Genomic DNA, 16,767 nt, shown 5'->3' with positions numbered 1-16,767 from the left:
TGGTAGGTCGCGAGGCGCATCGTGGCGGTCGCGCTGTGCGCGGCCATGCCCTCGGAGTCGGAGATGACCTGCACGGCGTTCGCGAGCGCGGGCGTGGCCTCTCGTGCGATGCGCTGATAGGTGAGCGGCTTCAGGAACCGAGAGACCGAGAGCCCCGCGCTGTGCTTGGCTCCGCCGGCGGTCGGCAGCACGTGGTTCGTTCCCGCCATGCCTTTGTCGGAGTAGGCCACCGTGCTCCACGGTCCGATGAAGATCGATCCGTAGTTGCGCAGGTTGTCGTGGTACCACGCGTCATCCGAGGTCAGCACTTCGAGGTGCTCGGGTGCGAGGTCATCCATCAGCGCGACCGCGGTCTCGCGGTCCTTCGCGACGGTGACAGAGCCGTAGTCGCGCCACGCAGGCCCGGCGATCGGCTCGGTGGACAGCTCGCCGAGCTGACGCTCGACCGCTTCGATGACGGCGCGGCCGTGCTCGGCCGAGGTCGTGACGAGGGCGGCGGGGGAGTTGGGACCGTGCTCGGCCTGACCCAGCAGGTCGGCGGCGACGATCTCGGGGTCTGCGGTCTCGTCAGAGATCACCGCGACCTCGGAGGGGCCGGCGAGCAGATCGATCGCGACGGCGCCGAAGAGCTGCCGCTTCGCCTCGGCGACGAACGCGTTGCCGGCGCCGACGAGCATGTCGATGGGGAGTTCGCCGAGCAGGCCGTACGCCATCGCAGCGAGCGCCTGCACGCCGCCGAGGACGAAGACGCGGTCGACGCCGGACAGGTGGGCGGCGTAGACGACGGCGTCGTTCGCGCCCCCGTGCGGCTGCGGCGGCGTGCACGCGATGACGGTGGGAACGCCGGCGGCCTTGGCGACGCCGACGGTCATGAAGGCGCTGGCGGTCAGCGGGAAGCGGCCCGCCGGGAGGTAGGCCCCGACCCGCGACACCGGGATGTAGCGGGCTCCGGTGATGAGGCCGGGGACGAGTTCGGTCTCGAAGTCGGTGAGGTGCGCGCGCTGCTCGGCGGCGAAGGCCTTCGTGCGCGCCGAGCCGAGCTCGATCGCCGCACGGAGGTCGGCGGGCAGGCGGTCGCCGCTCGTCGCGATCTGCTCCGCGCTGAGCTCGATGTCGCCGCCCTGGTAGTTGTCGAGCTTGCGAGCGTAGTCGAGCACGGCATCGAGGCCGCGGTGCTGGATATCGGAGAGCATGGCCGACACCGTCTGGATGACGGCGGGGTCGCGCTGCGCCGCAGGGGCGTCGATCAGCGGGGTCTTGAGGTGACGGAAGGAGCCTTCGAGGCTCTGCAGGAGGGCGGGGCTGTAGCGCATACCCACAGGCTAGGCAGGCGCTCTGATATCGCACAAGCCCAGTAGATACGATACGAAGCAAAGGGTTTACCATTGGCTCGTGACCATCACGCAACTCAAGGCATTCCTCGCCGCGATGCAGTTCGGATCGTTCACCGCGGCCGCTGTCGAACTCGACGCGACCCAGGCCTCGGTCTCCGAACTGGTCGCGCGCCTGGAGAACGAACTGGGGGTGCGGCTGTTCACCCGCGGACCCCGGCGGCTCACGCCGACCGACTCTGCTCTCGCCCTGCGTGAGCACGCCGAACTGGCGGTGAGTGCGATCGCCAATGGCATCGAGACCGTCGCTGCGATCCACTCGCTCGAAGGGGGCACCTGCACGTTCGGAGTGCTCCGCAATGCGGCGTACTACGACCTGTCCGACCTCGTGCAGCGGTTCCACCGCCGCCATCCGAAGGTGAAGGTGCGGCTCGTCGGCCTGAACTCCGCGCTCGTCGCGGAGTCGATCGCCTCCGGTGAGATCGAGGCAGGGCTGCTCGTCCTACCCGTCGAGGAGTCGGGTCTGCAGATCAAGCCGCTGTTCCGCGACGAGGTGCTGTACGCATCGACCCACCGCTCGCCGAGTGAGGGGCCCCTGAGCATCCACGAAGTCGCCCGGGCCAAGCTCGTGCTCTACGACGCGTACGCGGGATGGAGCGACCCGACCCGCCGGCAGCTGCTCGAGCGAGCTCGTCTCGAGGGCCTGACCATCGACCCGGCCATCGAGGTCGAGCACGTCGAGACGGCGCTGAGCCTGGTCGCCACGGGGGCGGCCGACACGATCGTGTCGCGCACGATTGCGGAGTCGCCGTCGTTCCCACCCGGGATCGACGTCACGCCCTTCGCGGAGCCGCTCTACGACACGATCGCGCTCGTCCAGCGCGAGGGCGCCTACCTGTCGCCGGCGACGCGGCGCCTGGCGGACCTGGCCGAACGCACCCTGCTGGCGAAGGTCGCCGAGCACGCCGGGCGGTCGCGCGCGGAGTGAGGAGGTGACGGATGCCGCGGCATCCGTCCCTTCAATACAGCTCCGGTCGCCGATCGCCGAACAGGTCGTTGTGCGGCGGCAGCGACTTGTCGCCGGGGGAGCGCAGCGTGAGCGTGGCGATGGCCGAGCCGCTCTCATCGGGCCGCGCGGCGACCCAGCCGTCTTCGTCGATGACGGCGGTGCCTCCTGTCCAGGCCACGCCTCGCTCGGCGCCCGACCGATCGGCGATGACCGTCGCGAGCCGTGAAGACCGTGCCGCGGCCATGGCCTGGATCGTCTCGGGCGGATGCTCGCCGTCCGGTCTGGCGATGAGGGGCCAGTTGACCGGCAGGGCGAGGACCTCCGCGCCGGCGAGCGCGAGGCGACGGGGGACCTCCGGGAACTCGTTGTCGTAGCAGATGGCCACGGCGAGTCGGCCGATCGGGGTGTCGAACAGGGCGCCCGCGCTCGGTCCCCGTTCGAAAAGCGCCGCTTCCGCGCCCCAGAGGTGCGCCTTGCGATAGTCGCCGATCCGCCGCTCCCCGGTGAGGATGGCAGCGGAATTGAAGACCTGGCTGCCGTCGCGTTCGGCGTAGCCGATGACGGCGACGACCCCGGCCGGCAGGGTCGACGAGAGGTCCGCCCAGCCGGGATGCCCGCGGGTGATGGATGCCTCGGCCGCTTCCTCCCGGTCGGCGAACACGTAGCCGCTCGTGGCGAGCTCCGGCAGCACGATGAGCTGTGCGCCACGCGCGACGGCAGCCTGCAGCGCAACCCGAATGCGCTGCAGGTTGCCGTCGACGTCGCCGAGGATGACCTCTGGAGAGGTCGCGGCGAGACGCAGTGACCGGGTCCCGCGATGGGGAGCGCGCTGTGACCTGGTCATGCGTGGGCGTGTGGGTTGCGGATCAGTCGTCTTCAGTGGCCGTGATCATCACGCCGACGGGCGCGAGGTAGCCGTTGGGGTCGATCATCCAGTCGGCGGCGCGGGCGGCGTCGACGACCTCAGGGGCCCATTCCAGGTAGACCCGGTCGTCGCCGGCGTTCACGACGAGCAGCTCACCGGCACCGGAATCGTCGGCCTCGACGCAGCGGAATTCCCGCCAGGCGCCCTCGGGAACCGAGAACGAGTCGGAGGGGCCGATCTCGACGGTGGTGGCCGGGTCGCCGTTCAGCGTGATCGCCCAGCGCCCTGACTTGACCAGCAGCACCTGCGCCTTGTCGTGGCGGTGGCGCAGCAGTCCCTCGTCCGCTGCGGCCCGCACCCAGGCCATGTTGAACGAGTGCGGCTCGTGGATGCGGGGCACCTGGCGGCGGTCCTCGCTCATGCCGTACCCGATCGCAAGGCTGAGCTCCGCGGCCCCACCGGGCAGGGTCGCGCACAGCAGCGCGTTGCGGCTGTACACGCGGTCGCCCGGCTGGATGACGCGCCCGCGCAGCTCCTCGACGGAATAGACGGTGAGCTCGTCGACGTACTTCTGCTGGATCGGCTTGATCAGTGCGACGCCCTCGGGGAGCACGTCTCCGGCGACCGTGTCGATGAGCTGGTTGTCGGCGGTGAGGTGCAGGCCGTAAGACTCGGCCTCCTTCAGCACCGAGGGGCCCCAGATGATGCCGCCGGTGACGTCACGGCCGAGCGTCGTCCACAGGATGCCGTCGTCCGGGCCTTCGTTGGTGAAGCCGCGGAAGATCCACGTGGGGATCGAGATGATGTCGCCGTCGGTGCTGACGTACTCGCCCTGCTTGCCGTCGATGCCCCAGCGGAGGCGGAACACGCCGCCGAGGTTGACGAAGACCTCCGCGGTGAAGTGCAGGTGGAGGTTGTTCGAGATGCCCTTGGGCATTCCGGCGGCCCCCGTGTTGAACCCGTGCGGCTCGGTGAGGTTGATCACCTGGCCGGCGTTCTGCGAGACGCCGCCGCCGATGAAGGCGTAGTTCTCCTTCTGGTCGGAGCCGGGCGTGCGGCAGTCGATGAAGGCGGCCTTGTGGGGCGCCCAATCGGTCTTGCGGATCGTGCGGCGCTGGACTTCGGTCTGATCGACGATCACGTCGGTGCTCATTGCTCTGATTCCTTGTCTTTGTCGATGGTCAGTAGATGTTTGTGGGGCCCACGGGCTCATCGCCGCGCACGCCGGCGATCTGCGCCCGCAGGGCGATGTCGTCCCAGAGGCGCACTTCTTTGACGAGCGCGCCCTTGTGGAACGTGAACTGGGAGATGCCGAGCACGTCCACCGGCTTGCCGGTGAGGGGCCCGTAGTTGGGCTTGCCGTTGTACGCGCCGACGAACTTCCAGGTGACTGCCACGCGCAGGCCGGCGTAGCGGATGTCGTAATTGGTCTGGATGTCGCGGATCTCGAACTGCCCGGCCGGGAACGACTCGAGGAAGCGCAGCAGCGCGCGACGGTAGCCCTCGGGGCGGATGACGAGCCGGTTGCCGACGGTGAGCAGCACCAGGTCGCGCTGGAAGAAGGTCTCGACCTTCTGGAGGTCACGCTCATTCCAGACCATCTGGATCATGTCGAGCACCGTCTCGACCTCGGAGCGGTGCAGGTCGGGGCGAGCGCCGGAGTCGCCGAGCGCGATCGGATCGGTCGGCGCCGCCTCGGTCCACGACCCGGTGTACCCCCGGAAAGCCTGCGCGCGCGCCAGCTCGTCGAGGTCGTCGCCGCGCGTCAGCGCGCCGGCGAGCGAGTCGCGGACCACCCATTCCTCGACCATGCGGCCGCGACGGTAGAGGCAGTTCGCGATGGTACGGCTGTACTCCGAGGTCTGGAGGTGGCCGGACAGGACGAGGTGCGAGCTGAGGAAGGCGTCGTCGCCACGGGCCTCCCAGATGACGTCTTCGGCCTGCCCGGTGCGGTCCGGCGTCGCCGAGATGCGCATGAGCGTTCCCTCGATGACCTCATCGCGGCTCGTGGAAGTCCCGTACGCGCCGTGGACGATCGAGTCCGGCTCGTAGTTCTCGCGGATGTAGCTGATCGAGCGATCCACCCAGATGAGGTCGGTGACCTCGCGGATGAAATCGTCGGGGTCGGCGTATGGCTGGAAAGCCACCGGATCGAGAGACACCCTTGTGCTCCTTCTGTTTGCCGCACGTGCTGTGCGATGCCCCTGAATTGAGGTCGTCTTCGCAGTGTATGCGTATGCACAAGCAAAACGCAAGGATGCCGAACGCGCCGGCGGCGGGATCAGACCTGCGGTGCGGCGGCGAGCGTCTTGCGCTCGATGAAGGTGGTTTCGAACTCGACGTGCGAGATCGGGGCGTCCGCGTGCTTGATGCGGCGCGTGATGAGACGGGCGGCCTTGCGCGCCATCTCGGCGAAGTCGTAGGCGATCGTCGTCAGCTCGATGATGGGCCACGACGCGGCCGGCAGGTCGTCGAAGCCGATGATCGAGACATCGCCGGGGACGGAGACATCGGCCCGGCGTGCCGCGTTCAGCGCGCCGTAGGCCACCACGTCGTTTCCGCAGAAGATCAGGGTCGGCGGGGCGGGCAGGGCGAGGAGCGATGTCGTCGCTTCGTCGCCCGAGAGCGTGTCGAACGGACCCCGGCGCACGTACTGCGGGTCCAGGGTGAGGCCGTGCTCTGCGAGCGCCGCTCGGAGGGCGATCTCGCGGGACTGGGCGGTGCTCGTGTTGCTCGGCCCGAGAATGGCGCCGATCCGCCGATGTCCCAGGTCGACGGCGCGCGCCGCGGCCGCGCCGAACCCCGCMGCCGGTGCGACGATGGTGGCGTCCGCGTCGACGAACGAGGCGGTGCGATTGAAGTAGACGAACGGCAGGCCGCGGTCGCGCAGCCGCAGTGGCGCGACCGAGTCGACGGTCGTCGTGGCCAGGATGACTCCGTCGAGACCGTTCGCGATCAGTCGTTCGGCGACCGTCTCATTGTCGGCGGTCTCGGTGTGCAGCATGAGCTGGTAGCCCAGGCGCTCCAGTTCGAGGTGGACGGGCGCGATGATCTGCGCGTAGAACTGGTTCTCCAGATCGGTCACCAGCAGCCCGACCCGGTGGGTGCGGCCCGAGGACAGCGCGCGCCCGGCATCGCTCGGAACGTAGCCGAGCAGATCGGCGGCGTCGCGCACGCTCCGCTTGGTCGCGTCCGAGACGCGGGGATCATCCCGCAGCGCGCGCGAGACGGTCGGCTGCGACACCCCTGCCAGGCGTGCGACGTCCTTGCTCGTGACGGCCATGCCCACCCCCTTGCGCATGCGGCCAAGTCGCCCGAGTCTAGCGGACCCTTGACCTTCCGTGCATACGGAAGCATAATGGCAACATACGTATGCACAACTGATGTGCCGAGAGGAAGCACCGAATGCCCCTGTACTTGAAGAGCGCGCCGTCGAAATCGTTCACCGACAGTGCCCAGAGCGATGTGGCTCAGCGCGTGAACGCGATCATCGACGACATCCGCGGGAACGGCGACGCGGCAGTACGGAAGTACTCGGAGCAGTTCGACAAGTGGAGCCCCGAGGCGTTCCGGCTCGATGACGCCCGCATCGCGGAGATCATGGCGACCCTCGACCAGCAGGTCATCGACGACATCGTGTTCGTGCAGGAGCAGGTGCGCCGGTTCGCCCAGGCGCAGCGGGACTCGCTCGTCGACATCGAGATCGAGACGCTGCCCGGCGTGTTCCTCGGCCAGAAGCACGTGCCCGTTCAGGCGGCCGGCGCCTACATCCCCGGCGGCAAGTACCCGCTGACCGCCTCGGCGCACATGACGATCATCACTGCCAAGGTCGCCGGCGTGCCGCGCGTCGTGGCGTGCACGCCCCCGATCCGCGGCGAGATCCCCGCGGCGACCGTCGCCGCCATGAAGCTCGCGGGTGCGGACGAGATCTATGTCCTCGGCGGTGTTCAGGCGGTCACCGCCATGGCGGTCGGCACCGAGACCATCGATCCGGTCAACCTCATCGCCGGCCCGGGCAACGCTTACGTGGCCGAGGCCAAGCGTCAGCTCTTCGGCGAGGTCGGGATCGACCTCTTCGCCGGCCCCACCGAGATCCTCATCGTCGCCGACGACGAGGCCGACCCGTTCCTGACCGCGGTCGACCTGCTGTCCCAGGCCGAGCACGGTCCGGAGTCGCCGGCGGTCCTCATCACCACCTCGCGTGAGCTGGGCGAGCAGGTGATCGCGCACATCGAGCAGCTGCTGCCCGGCCTGCCCACCAAGGACTACGCCGAGCCGGCGTGGCGCGACTGGGGCCAGGTGATCGTCGTCGACGACATCGACGAGGCGTACGCGCTCGCCGACTCGTTCGCGTTCGAGCACGTGCAGATCTTCACGAAGGAGCCGCGCGCCGCTCTCGAGAAGATGCACGACTACGGTGCCCTCTTCCTCGGCGAGAACACCTGCGTCTCCTACGGCGACAAGGTGATCGGCACCAACCACGTCCTTCCGACCCTGGGCGCGGCGCGCTACACCGGCGGCCTGTGGGTCGGCAAGTACCTGCGGACGGTGACCTACCAGCAGATCGTCGACACCTCATCGTCGGCCCTGCTCGGCGACGTCTGCGGCCGCGCCGCGCGCGTCGAGCTGTTCGAGGGCCACGCCCGCTCGGGAGACGCCCGCGCGTGGCGTCACGGCGGCCGCACCTTCCCCTGGATCGAGGAGAGCCTCGCCGCGGGAGCCGGCGCCCGATGACCGACCTGGCCGGCCGGACCGCTGTCGTCACGGGAGGCGGCAGCGGACTCGGGGCGGCGATCGCCTCGGCGCTGCATGCCGCCGGGGCCGACGTCGTGGTCGTCGGACGGGATCAGGCGAAGCTCGACGCCGTCGTGGAGCGCCTCGGCGCCCGCGCGCGGTCGCTCGCGTGCGACGTGAGCGACCCGGCGTCGGTGGACGGTCTCCGATCCAGGTTGGCCGACACCGAGGTGTCGATCCTGGTCAACAACGCCGGCGTCCCGGGGCCGGTGGCCGCGCTCACCGACATCTCGGTCGAGGATTGGGATGCCGTGTTCGACGTCAACGTGCGCGGCACGTTCCTGCTCTGCAAGGCGTTCCTGCCAGGGATGACCGAGCGGGGCGCCGGTGACGTGATCAACATCGCCTCGGTGTCGGGCAAGCGACCCCTCGCTCACCGCACCCCGTACTGCGCGTCCAAGATGGCCGTCATCGGCCTGACGTCGACGCTCGCGTTCGAGGTCGGGCCGGCTGGGGTCAGTGTGAACACCCTGTCTCCTGGTCCAGTGGAAGGGCCGCGCATGGCGCGCAACTTCCGCCTCGAGGCAGAGCGCTCCGGCAGCTCCATCGCCGACGCCGAGGCCGTCTTCGTCTCGCGCGCGGCGCTCGGGCGCATGGTCACCGAGGACGAGGTCGGCCGGGCCGTCGTCGCCATGCTCGACATGCCCGGGCTCTGCGGCGCCGACATCGACCTCTCCGCGGGGATGATCGCATGACCGCCGTATCGCTGCGCGCACGCGCCGAAGCGGGGGAACGCCTCATCGGCGTGCTGCTGCGGATGCCGGGGGAGGAGCTCGTCGAGATGGCGGCGATCGCCGGATTCGACTTCGTACTGGTGGACTGCGAGCACGGCCCGGCCGACATCGTCGCGCTCCGTCAGCACCTCGCCGTCGCCGCGGTCCACGGCGTCCCTGTCGTGGTCCGGGTCGGCGAGAACGACTCGGGGATGATCCTGCGGGCGCTCGACCAGGGCGCGCAGGGCATCCTGGCTCCCCATCTCGACTCCGCCGCCGACGCCCGTGCGCTGGTCGCGGCCGCGCACTACCCGCCGATCGGCACCCGCGGATTCGCCACCTACAGCCGGGCAGGGCGATTCGGACAGACGGATCCCGCGGCCCACCGCGACTGGTTCCTCGCGAACACCCTGGTGCTGGGCATGATCGAGTCGCCCACGGGGGTCGCCCGCGCCCGCGAGATCGTCGCCACGCCCGGTCTCGACGGCATCATGATCGGCCCGGCCGACCTGGCCGCCGCATCCGGCAGGTGTGATCTGTCAGTGCCGGAGGCGAGCCGGCGGGTCAACGCGGCGATCGCCGCGGGGGAAAAGCTCCGCATGGACATCGTGGGCACTGCCGCCGCCGCCGCAGCGGCATTCGATGACGGTGCTCAGCTTGTCGTCTACAACCTGGCATCTTCGCTCATGGAGCACCTCAAGGTGCTGGTGGCTCCGCGCGACTGACCCGATCCAGAGGCGGGGACTGCCGGGAGGGCGAGTCCCCGCCTCTTCTGGTCAGCGGCATCCCCGCAGGAGTTCCCCGAAGGTCTCGGGCTGCTCGAGGGGCAGCAGGTGGCCGCCGTCGATCGTCACCACGCGCGCGTGGGGCAGCTCGGCGGCGATCTCCACGTGGAACTCGGGTGGGCACAGCGCGTCCTGGGCGCCGGACACGAGAAGCGTGGGTGTGGCCACGGAGCCCAGCGCGGGCCGGAGATCCACGCGGGTGCATTGCATCTGCAGCTGCGCGCGCAGCGTCGCCGGGCCGGTCTCGTCCGCCATCGCGAGCGTCCGCTCGACGAGGTCGGGCCGGTCGCGTACGGCGACCGGCGAGAGCAGCGCACCGAGGATCTCGGTCTGCAGACTTCGCGCGCTCTCGCCGGCGTCTATTCGGCGGATCCAAGTCCGCCAGGATTCCTGCTGCACTGATGTGGGCGCCTTGGCGTTCGTCGACGCGAGGCAGAGCCGCGCCACCCGCTCGGGAGCGCGGGCCACCAGCGCCATCGCGACGATCGCCCCGAGCGAGAGTCCGCCGAGCACCGGCGTGAGCGCGTCGTCCACCCCGCAGCCTGTCCAGAGATCGGCCGTGCAGTTCATCCCTGGGAGGAGGACGAGCGGCAGCGCGTCAGCCCTTGACCGCACCGTCGCTCAGCCCCGCCACCAGATACTTCTGCGCGATGAACGCGATCAGGATCACCGGGATCGTCAGCAGGATCGAGGCCGCCCCGGCCTGCTGCAGCATCGGCAGGGTCTGCCCGAGCTGCGTCGCGATGAACACCGGAACAGTCTTCGATGAGGTGTCGGTCAGCACCAGGGCCGTCAGGTACTCCTGGAAGGCGAACAGGAAGACGAAGATGCCGGCGGTCAGGATGCCTGGTCCCATGAGGGGGATCATCACCCGGCGCAGCATCCCGATCCTGGTGCAGCCGTCGATCATCGCCGCCTCGTCGAGCTCGCGCGGGATCTCGGCGAAGAAGTTCCGCAGCAGCCAGATCGTGAAGGGCTGGTTGATCGCGACCAGTGCGAGCGCGAGCGCGAACGTCGTGTCGTAGATGCCGAGCGCCCGGCTGATGTCGTACATCGGCAGCACGACGGCGAAGCGCGGAAGCGCGCGGAAGATGAGCGCGAGCACCAGCAGGATCGCCGACACGTAGCTCGGGAACCGTGAGAGCGCATACGCCGCAGGGATGCCGATGATGAGGGCGAGGACTGTCGAGATCGTCGCGACGGTCAGCGTGTTGACGAGGTATTCGGAGAAGTACGTCGTCTCCCACAGGTCCACGAACGCCTTCAGGGTGGGCTGGTAGTCCCAGTACACCGGCGGGTTCGCGAACGCGATGTCGGTCGGCTTGGTGACCGACAGGGTCATCCAGATGAACGGGGTCAGCCAGAGCACGCAGAGGATGCCGAGCAGGATGCCGGTGATGACCGGCTTGCGCTTGCGATCCTTCCGCTGGCGGTGCTTTCCTTCGATGTCTCCGGTGGTGATGGCACGCGTGGACAGTGCCTCGACGCTGAGGGTCATCGTGCGGCCTTCGCTTCCTTGAAGATCCCTCGCATGAAGGGGATGAGCATGACGAGGATGAGGATGATCGTCAGCRCGTTGATCGCGCTGCCGAGCCCCAGCTGCTGGGCACCATCGGCGAATGCGACGGAGTAGACGTAGAGCATGATCGACTCGTTCCCGATGTTCGCCGCCTGGGGCGACAGCGGGATCAGATTGTCGAACATTCGCAGCACATCCATGATCGAGATCAGGGTGACGAAGCCGAGCACGCCGCGGATCGTCGGGATGATCACGTGCAGGTGCGTCTGCAGCGGGCTCGCGCCGTCGATGATCGCGGCTTCGCGCARCTCCGCCGGCACGCCCTGCAGCCCGGCGAGGATGATGAGCATCGCGAAGGGCAGCATGTGCCAGGTGGTGTTGGCGATGATGAGGATCGCGTTCGGCACCTGCTCGGTGAACCAGAGCACCTGCGAGCCGCCCAGCAGTCCGATGAAGCGATTGAGGATGCCGCCGAAGTTGTCGTCGACGAGCCAGGAGAACGCCACCGCGCCCACCAGGTTCGGCAGCACGTACGAGGTGAGCAGGATGCCGAGCACCACCGGGCGCGTCAGGGTGAGGCGGTTCATGCCCGTGGCGACGATGTAGCCCAGCACGAGCAGGATCGCGGTGGTGATGACCGTCACTGTGATGGTGAACAGGGCCGCCTTGCCGAAGCGCACGTCGGTGAGCGCATGGACGAAGTTGTCGAGTCCGACGAACGTGCCGGGGGTGCCGTAGTGGACGGTTTCGAAGCTCCACTGGATGGTGCGGATGAGTGGGATGACCAGCAGTCCGCTCATCACCAGGAAACTGGGTGCGAACAGCAGCCAGAATTCGCGTGCCTTCATAGGTTCAATTCCCTTCGCCGCACGGTGGCCTGGACCGGGGTCCAGGCCACCGTGATGGATCGTCGGATCAGTTGGACTGTCGTCAGCCGGCGTCAGCCCGCGGCGACGGCCTCGCCGGCGGCCTGCATCTGAGCCAGGCCGTCCTCAACCGAGATGTTCCCGGACAGGACCTCCACCAGGATGGGCCGGATCGCGTTGGTGATGTCGGCGATGATCGGCGAGATGACCGGAGGCATGGCGCCGGCGATGGATGCGTTCGCCGCCTCGCCGTACGGCGAGTTCTTGTCGGTGACCATGCCTTCGCGTGCCGGGTAGGCGGCCGGGACAGAGGCCTTCGAGGCGTCTTCACTGACGGCCGATGCCATCATCTCGAAGAGCATGTCGTGGTCGAGCTTCGTGTTGAACGGGATCGACCAGCCGTCGATCGAGAGGCGGTCGTAGACGTACTTCGCGTCGTCGCTGGCCTTCGGCGGGGCGGCGAAGGCGAAGTCCTTGGCCAGCTTGCTGTTGGTGTCGAGCGTGAGGTCGTTCATCCGGCCCGAGAACATGATCGACATCGCGGCCGTGCCGTTGTACATCTGYTGCTGCACCTTCGGCTGGTCGAAGGTGGTGACCTGCGGGTCCATGTAGGGCTGCAGGGACTGCATCGCCTCGAGCGCCTCCTTCGCCTCGGGGGTGTCGAGCGTGACCTCGCCGTCTGCGGTGGCGAAATCGGCACCGAGCGAGTTCATCGTCCCTTCGAAACTGGTCGACACGTCTGCCGTCGCGAGCCACGGCAGGGCGATCGGGTAGTCCATGAGCCCCGCTGCCTTGATCGCTTCCGCCGCCTTGATCATCTCGGGGAAGGTCGTCGGCACGTCGAGGCCGAGGTCCTTGAAGATGTCTGCTCGGTAGGCCATGACGAACATCTGGGCCTGCATGGGGATCGCGTAGAGGTGTCCGTCGTAGGACATGCCCTTGCGCATCGACTCGCTGATCGCGTCGAGGCCGTACTCGTCGGAGTACTTGGCGTAGAGGTCGTCCAGCGGAACGAGCTTCTCGTCGGTCGCGAAGCCCGGGATCACGAAGCCGTAGGTCTCGAGGATGTCGTAGGTGCCGGTATCGCCCGCGAGCGTGGCGGTGGTCTTGGTGACCTGGCCGCCGAAGTCGATCGGGTCGTGCTTGACGGTGACGGGATCCTTCGTGCAGCTCTTCACCATGGTGTCGGTGAAGGGGTCGATCGCGGAGGAGTTGTAGGCGAGGACGTTGACGGTGGTTGCGGTGTCGGGAGCCTCATAGTCGCATTCGACCTTGGTGGCGTTGGCGTTGCCGGTGCGGGAACCGGCGCCGCAGCCAGTGAGGGCGAGGACGGCGACGGCCCCGACGGCAATGAGAGCGATGACGCGCTTCTGGGTAGTTGACATGGCCACACCGTATACGTATGCATGGCGGTAAGGGAAGCCTAAATTGCGGAATGATTGTGAAGCTGTGACCCAAACATGTATACGTATGTTGGAATGCAGCGGATTCAGCTCATCGGGGCGGTGGACTCCCGCACGATCAGCTCGGTGGTCAGCTTCAGACCGTTGTCTGCGGGCTGACCGGCGATCTCCGCGAGGAGTCTCCGGACCGCTCCCTCGCCGAGCTCGCGCATGGGGCTGCGGACCGTCGTGAGCGCGGGGGAGGTCAGGTCGGCGCCGAAGATGTCGTCGAATCCGACGATGCTGAGGTCTTCCGGGACGCGGATGCCGGCATCCCGACATGCCCGCAGCAGGCCCATCGCGATCAGGTCGTTGTAAGCGACCACCGCCGTCACGGCGGCAGCTCGCACCCGGGGGAGGATCGCTGCGCCGCCCTCGCGGGTGGGCACCGAAGGGCCGAGCTCGACGATCGACAGGCCACGCTCGACGGCGCGGTCGAAGAGGGTGGTCCAGCGAAGCTCGTTGATCCATGAGGCGGTCGGCCCCGACAGATAGCCGATCGAGCGATGACCCAGGGCCTGGAGGTGGTCGAGGAGTTCCGTCACCCCTGGCTCGATGTCGGGGACGACGGCCGGAATGCCGTCCACGGTGCGATTGACGAGAATGAGGGGCTTGACGCGAGAGAGGTCCCGGATGTCCTCATCGGAGAGTCTGGAGCCAACGAGGACCACGCCATCCACCGCCGGCTGGAGCCGCTCGACCGATGCGCGCTCGAGTTCCGGCGATTCCTGGGACTCGGCAAGGACCAGGGTGGAGCCCTCGCCCGCCGCGACCCGCTCCGCGCCACGGATCAACTCGAAGTACACCGGGTTCGTGATATCCGAAACCATCAGTGCGAGCGTTCCGGTGCGCCCCGTGTGCAGCGCGCGCGCCATCGGGTTGAGGCGGTAGCCGAGCTCGGATGCCGCCTCCTGGATGCGCTTCTCGGTGTTCCTGTTGATCCGGCCAGGCTTGTTCAACGCCCGCGAAACGGTCGACGGGCTCACCCCGGCGTGACGTGCGACGTCGTAGATGGTGACAACCGGCTTCCGGTTGCCATATTCGTGTTCGACGTGCGATTCCGGCTCCACAGAACCTCCTCCTGGTCAGGCTCCATGCTGACACACTTCATCTTGCCGTATTTGGCAATCGGTTGACAAAGGACGATTCCCGTGGGAATGTACTCAGGCAGGTTTCACGGAATTCGACGATGGGTGAGTATGCCTCTTTCGCACCGGCGCGATCCCGATCGACTCTTCCCCGTCGACGCGGGGACGAGGTCGATCGCACGCGACCTCTATGACCGCGTCGCGGCGGCGCCGATCATCTCGCCCCATGGACACGTGGCTGCCGCGATGCTCGACGCGAATCTCCCGTTCTCCGACGCGGCCGAGCTGCTGGTGACGAAGGACCACTACGTCACCCGCCTGCTGCACGCCGCAGGCGTCCCCGCCGCTGCGGTCGGGCTCGGCCATGCCGCGGCCGGACCACGTGAGATCTGGCGCACAGTCGCCGACCATTGGCACCTGTTCGCCGGCACAGCGTCGGGCTATTGGATCGAAGAAGCGCTCTCGTCGGTGTTCCGCATCGACGATCCGTTCCGCCCGGACACCGCGGACGCGATCTACGACGAGATCGGGCGCCAGCTCGCGCTCCCGGGCTTCCGGCCGCGAGCGCTTCTCGAGCGATTCCGGATCGACGTGCTCGCGACCACCGACGATCCGCTGGACGATCTCGCGCACCATGCCGCTCTGCGTGGTTCCGGGGTGAAGACGCGCATCCTTCCGACATTCCGCCCGGACCAGTACCTCGACCCCGATGCGGCGCAGTTCGCCGACCGCGTCCCCGCGCTCCTCGCCGCGACCGGCCAGCCCACCACGTTCGCCGGGTACCTCGCCGCGCTCGAGGCGCGCCGCGCGCACTTCGTCGCGCACGGCGCCRTGTCCACGGACCACGGTGTGCAGGAGCTGTTCACCGCCGACCTCGAGGCCGCGGATGCCGCTCGGCTGTTCCAGCAGGTACTGGCCGGGACGGCGGACACCGCGCAGCGGCGTCTGTTCCGCGGGCACATGCTCCTCCAGATGGCGCGGATGAGCGTCGACGACGGACTCGTCATGACGATCCACCCCGGAGTGCTGCGCAATCACAGCACCACGACGTTGGAGAGGCTCGGCCCCGACACCGGGCACGACATCCCGGTCCCGACGGGATTCACCCACGGCATCCGTCCCCTCCTGGAGAAGTACGGACTCGAACCGGGCCTGCACGTCGTCCTGTTCACGGTCGACGAGACCAACTACTCGCGCGAGATCGCCCCGCTCGCCGGGTTCTACCCGAGCCTGTTCATCGGCGCACCGTGGTGGTTCCTCGACGCCCCGGACGCGATCACCCGATTCCGGTCGGCCGTCACGGAGACGGCCGGCTTCTACCGCGGCGCCGGGTTCATCGACGACACGCGCGCCTTCGCGTCGATCCCCGCGCGCCACGACACCGCGAGACGAGTGGATGCCGCGTTCCTCGCCCGCTACGTCGCCGAGGGCCGCATCGCGATGCCGGTCGCCGAGCGCATCGCCGACGATCTCGTCGACGCGATCCCGCGGAAGGCGTTCAAGCTGTGATCGAGACGCCCATCCGCCTCACCCGCGAAGCCGCCACCCCCGGCGCCCCGGTGCCACCCGTGCGGATCGTGCACCTCGGCCTCGGCGCCTTCCACCGCGCCCATCAGGCCTGGTACACCGCGCGGGCGACGGATGCCGCGGACTGGGGCATCGCCGCGTTCACCGGCCGCTCCGCCGAACTCGTCGAGCGGCTCACACCACAGGACGGCCTCTACGCGCTCATCCAACGCAGCGCGGACGGCGACCATGCAGAGGTCGTGCCGAGCATCGTGCGGGTGGCGACGGGCGACGACGTCGCCGCGTTCGTCGCGGCCCTCGCGGATCCGGACGTGGTCATCCTCACGCTCACCATCACCGAGGCGGGCTATCGGCTCGATCGCGACGGGCGGCTCGACATCGACGACCCGGACGTGCGCGACGACATCGAACTGCTGCGCCGCGGCGCGGACGCAGCCCCGGCGACCGCGCTCGGCCGCATCACGCTGGCGCTCGACAGTCGTCGCCGTGCCGGCGCGCCCCCGCTCGCGATCGTCCCGTGCGACAACATCCCCGACAACGGCCGTGTGTTCGGGGCCGCGCTCCGGGAGTTCGCCGAGCGCGCGGCACCCGCGGTCGCCGCCTGGCTGGCCCACGGGGTGCGCCTGGTCTCGACATCCGTCGATCGCATCACCCCGCGGATGACCGATGCCGACCGGGTGGCCCTGCGTGCGGCGACCGGATGGATCGACGAAGCCCCCGTCGTCACCGAACCCTTCTCGGACTGGGTGCTGAGTGGCGAGTTCCCCTCCGGCCGACCGGACTGGGAGGCGTCGGGCGCGCGGTTCGTGGACGACATCGAACCGTGGG

15 protein-coding genes and 1 pseudogene are annotated in these 16,767 nt (G+C 68.6%); 6 read left to right on the top strand and 10 right to left on the bottom strand.

Going from position 1 to position 16,767, the window contains the following annotated elements:
- Nucleotides 1–23 precede the first annotated feature (23 nt).
- Nucleotides 24–1,313: pseudogene (gene hisD, locus AC1DVT_RS01120) on the bottom strand (histidinol dehydrogenase); the annotation flags it as partial.
- Nucleotides 1,314–1,392: 79 nt separating this feature from the next.
- Here hisD (AC1DVT_RS01120) and AC1DVT_RS01115 point away from each other — a divergent pair.
- Nucleotides 1,393–2,319: a LysR family transcriptional regulator gene (locus tag AC1DVT_RS01115; protein WP_477385792.1), complete on the top strand. Its 927-nt coding sequence runs from the start codon at nucleotides 1,393–1,395 to the stop codon at nucleotides 2,317–2,319.
- Nucleotides 2,320–2,350: 31 nt separating this feature from the next.
- On the opposite strand, the gene AC1DVT_RS01110 is transcribed toward AC1DVT_RS01115, so the two are convergent.
- The 4 genes from AC1DVT_RS01110 to AC1DVT_RS01095 form a co-directional block, all read right to left on the bottom strand.
- The gene (locus tag AC1DVT_RS01110) at nucleotides 2,351–3,184 is read right to left on the bottom strand and encodes a nitrilase-related carbon-nitrogen hydrolase (protein ID WP_477385790.1); all 834 of its coding nucleotides are present in this window, start codon (nucleotides 3,182–3,184) and stop codon (nucleotides 2,351–2,353) included.
- Between the two features lie 22 nt (nucleotides 3,185–3,206).
- Entirely contained in the window at nucleotides 3,207–4,358 is a 1,152-nt protein-coding gene (locus AC1DVT_RS01105) for a hypothetical protein (protein ID WP_477385788.1), read from the bottom strand.
- A gap of 28 nt (nucleotides 4,359–4,386) precedes the next feature.
- Complete coding sequence (locus AC1DVT_RS01100) at nucleotides 4,387–5,367, bottom strand: nuclear transport factor 2 family protein (protein ID WP_457101916.1); 981 nt, start codon at nucleotides 5,365–5,367, stop codon at nucleotides 4,387–4,389.
- A 119-nt stretch (nucleotides 5,368–5,486) separates the two neighbouring features.
- Nucleotides 5,487–6,488, bottom strand: a complete 1,002-nt coding sequence (locus AC1DVT_RS01095) for a LacI family DNA-binding transcriptional regulator (protein ID WP_457101917.1) — start codon at nucleotides 6,486–6,488, stop codon at nucleotides 5,487–5,489.
- 122 nt (nucleotides 6,489–6,610) lie between these two features.
- Between AC1DVT_RS01095 and hisD (AC1DVT_RS01090) the strand changes: the two genes are divergently transcribed.
- From hisD (AC1DVT_RS01090) to AC1DVT_RS01080, 3 genes are read left to right on the top strand one after another with little or no spacing between them, the layout of a single operon-like run.
- A complete protein-coding gene (hisD, locus tag AC1DVT_RS01090) occupies nucleotides 6,611–7,939 on the top strand; it encodes a histidinol dehydrogenase (RefSeq protein ID WP_477385785.1) in 1,329 nt (442 codons plus the stop codon).
- The gene (locus AC1DVT_RS01085) at nucleotides 7,936–8,694 is read left to right on the top strand and encodes an SDR family NAD(P)-dependent oxidoreductase (RefSeq protein ID WP_477385783.1); all 759 of its coding nucleotides are present in this window, start codon (nucleotides 7,936–7,938) and stop codon (nucleotides 8,692–8,694) included. Before hisD (AC1DVT_RS01090) ends, AC1DVT_RS01085 begins: the two co-directional genes overlap by 4 nt.
- On the top strand, nucleotides 8,691–9,437 hold the full coding sequence (locus AC1DVT_RS01080) for an HpcH/HpaI aldolase family protein (RefSeq protein ID WP_477385781.1): 747 nt from the start codon (nucleotides 8,691–8,693) through the stop codon (nucleotides 9,435–9,437). Before AC1DVT_RS01085 ends, AC1DVT_RS01080 begins: the two co-directional genes overlap by 4 nt.
- A gap of 51 nt (nucleotides 9,438–9,488) precedes the next feature.
- On the opposite strand, the gene AC1DVT_RS01075 is transcribed toward AC1DVT_RS01080, so the two are convergent.
- The 5 genes from AC1DVT_RS01075 to AC1DVT_RS01055 all read right to left on the bottom strand — a co-directional run bounded on the left by AC1DVT_RS01075 (nucleotide 9,489) and on the right by AC1DVT_RS01055 (nucleotide 14,394).
- Complete coding sequence (locus tag AC1DVT_RS01075) at nucleotides 9,489–10,031, bottom strand: alpha/beta fold hydrolase (protein ID WP_477385779.1); 543 nt, start codon at nucleotides 10,029–10,031, stop codon at nucleotides 9,489–9,491.
- 64 nt (nucleotides 10,032–10,095) lie between these two features.
- Nucleotides 10,096–10,995, bottom strand: coding sequence for a carbohydrate ABC transporter permease (locus AC1DVT_RS01070; RefSeq protein ID WP_457101922.1), 900 nt, complete (start codon nucleotides 10,993–10,995; stop codon nucleotides 10,096–10,098).
- The gene (locus AC1DVT_RS01065; protein WP_477385777.1) at nucleotides 10,992–11,864 is read right to left on the bottom strand and encodes a carbohydrate ABC transporter permease; all 873 of its coding nucleotides are present in this window, start codon (nucleotides 11,862–11,864) and stop codon (nucleotides 10,992–10,994) included. Before AC1DVT_RS01065 ends, AC1DVT_RS01070 begins: the two co-directional genes overlap by 4 nt.
- A 92-nt stretch (nucleotides 11,865–11,956) precedes the next feature.
- Nucleotides 11,957–13,063, bottom strand: a complete 1,107-nt coding sequence (locus AC1DVT_RS01060) for an ABC transporter substrate-binding protein (protein WP_457101930.1) — start codon at nucleotides 13,061–13,063, stop codon at nucleotides 11,957–11,959.
- A gap of 308 nt (nucleotides 13,064–13,371) precedes the next feature.
- Entirely contained in the window at nucleotides 13,372–14,394 is a 1,023-nt protein-coding gene (locus AC1DVT_RS01055) for a LacI family DNA-binding transcriptional regulator (protein WP_477385775.1), read from the bottom strand.
- A gap of 129 nt (nucleotides 14,395–14,523) precedes the next feature.
- On the opposite strand from AC1DVT_RS01055, the gene uxaC reads away from it, so the two are divergent.
- Both uxaC and AC1DVT_RS01045 read left to right on the top strand, forming a co-directional pair.
- The gene (uxaC, locus tag AC1DVT_RS01050; RefSeq protein WP_477385773.1) at nucleotides 14,524–15,921 is read left to right on the top strand and encodes a glucuronate isomerase; all 1,398 of its coding nucleotides are present in this window, start codon (nucleotides 14,524–14,526) and stop codon (nucleotides 15,919–15,921) included.
- Nucleotides 15,918–16,767 (top strand): mannitol dehydrogenase family protein (locus AC1DVT_RS01045; protein WP_477385771.1); only part of this gene is annotated, 850 nt, incomplete at its 3' end. The genes uxaC and AC1DVT_RS01045, both read left to right, overlap by 4 nt.

It is taken from the genome of Microbacterium sp. P2_F9, from assembly GCF_056403635.1.
This window is presented reverse-complemented; position numbering and strand designations above follow the sequence as displayed.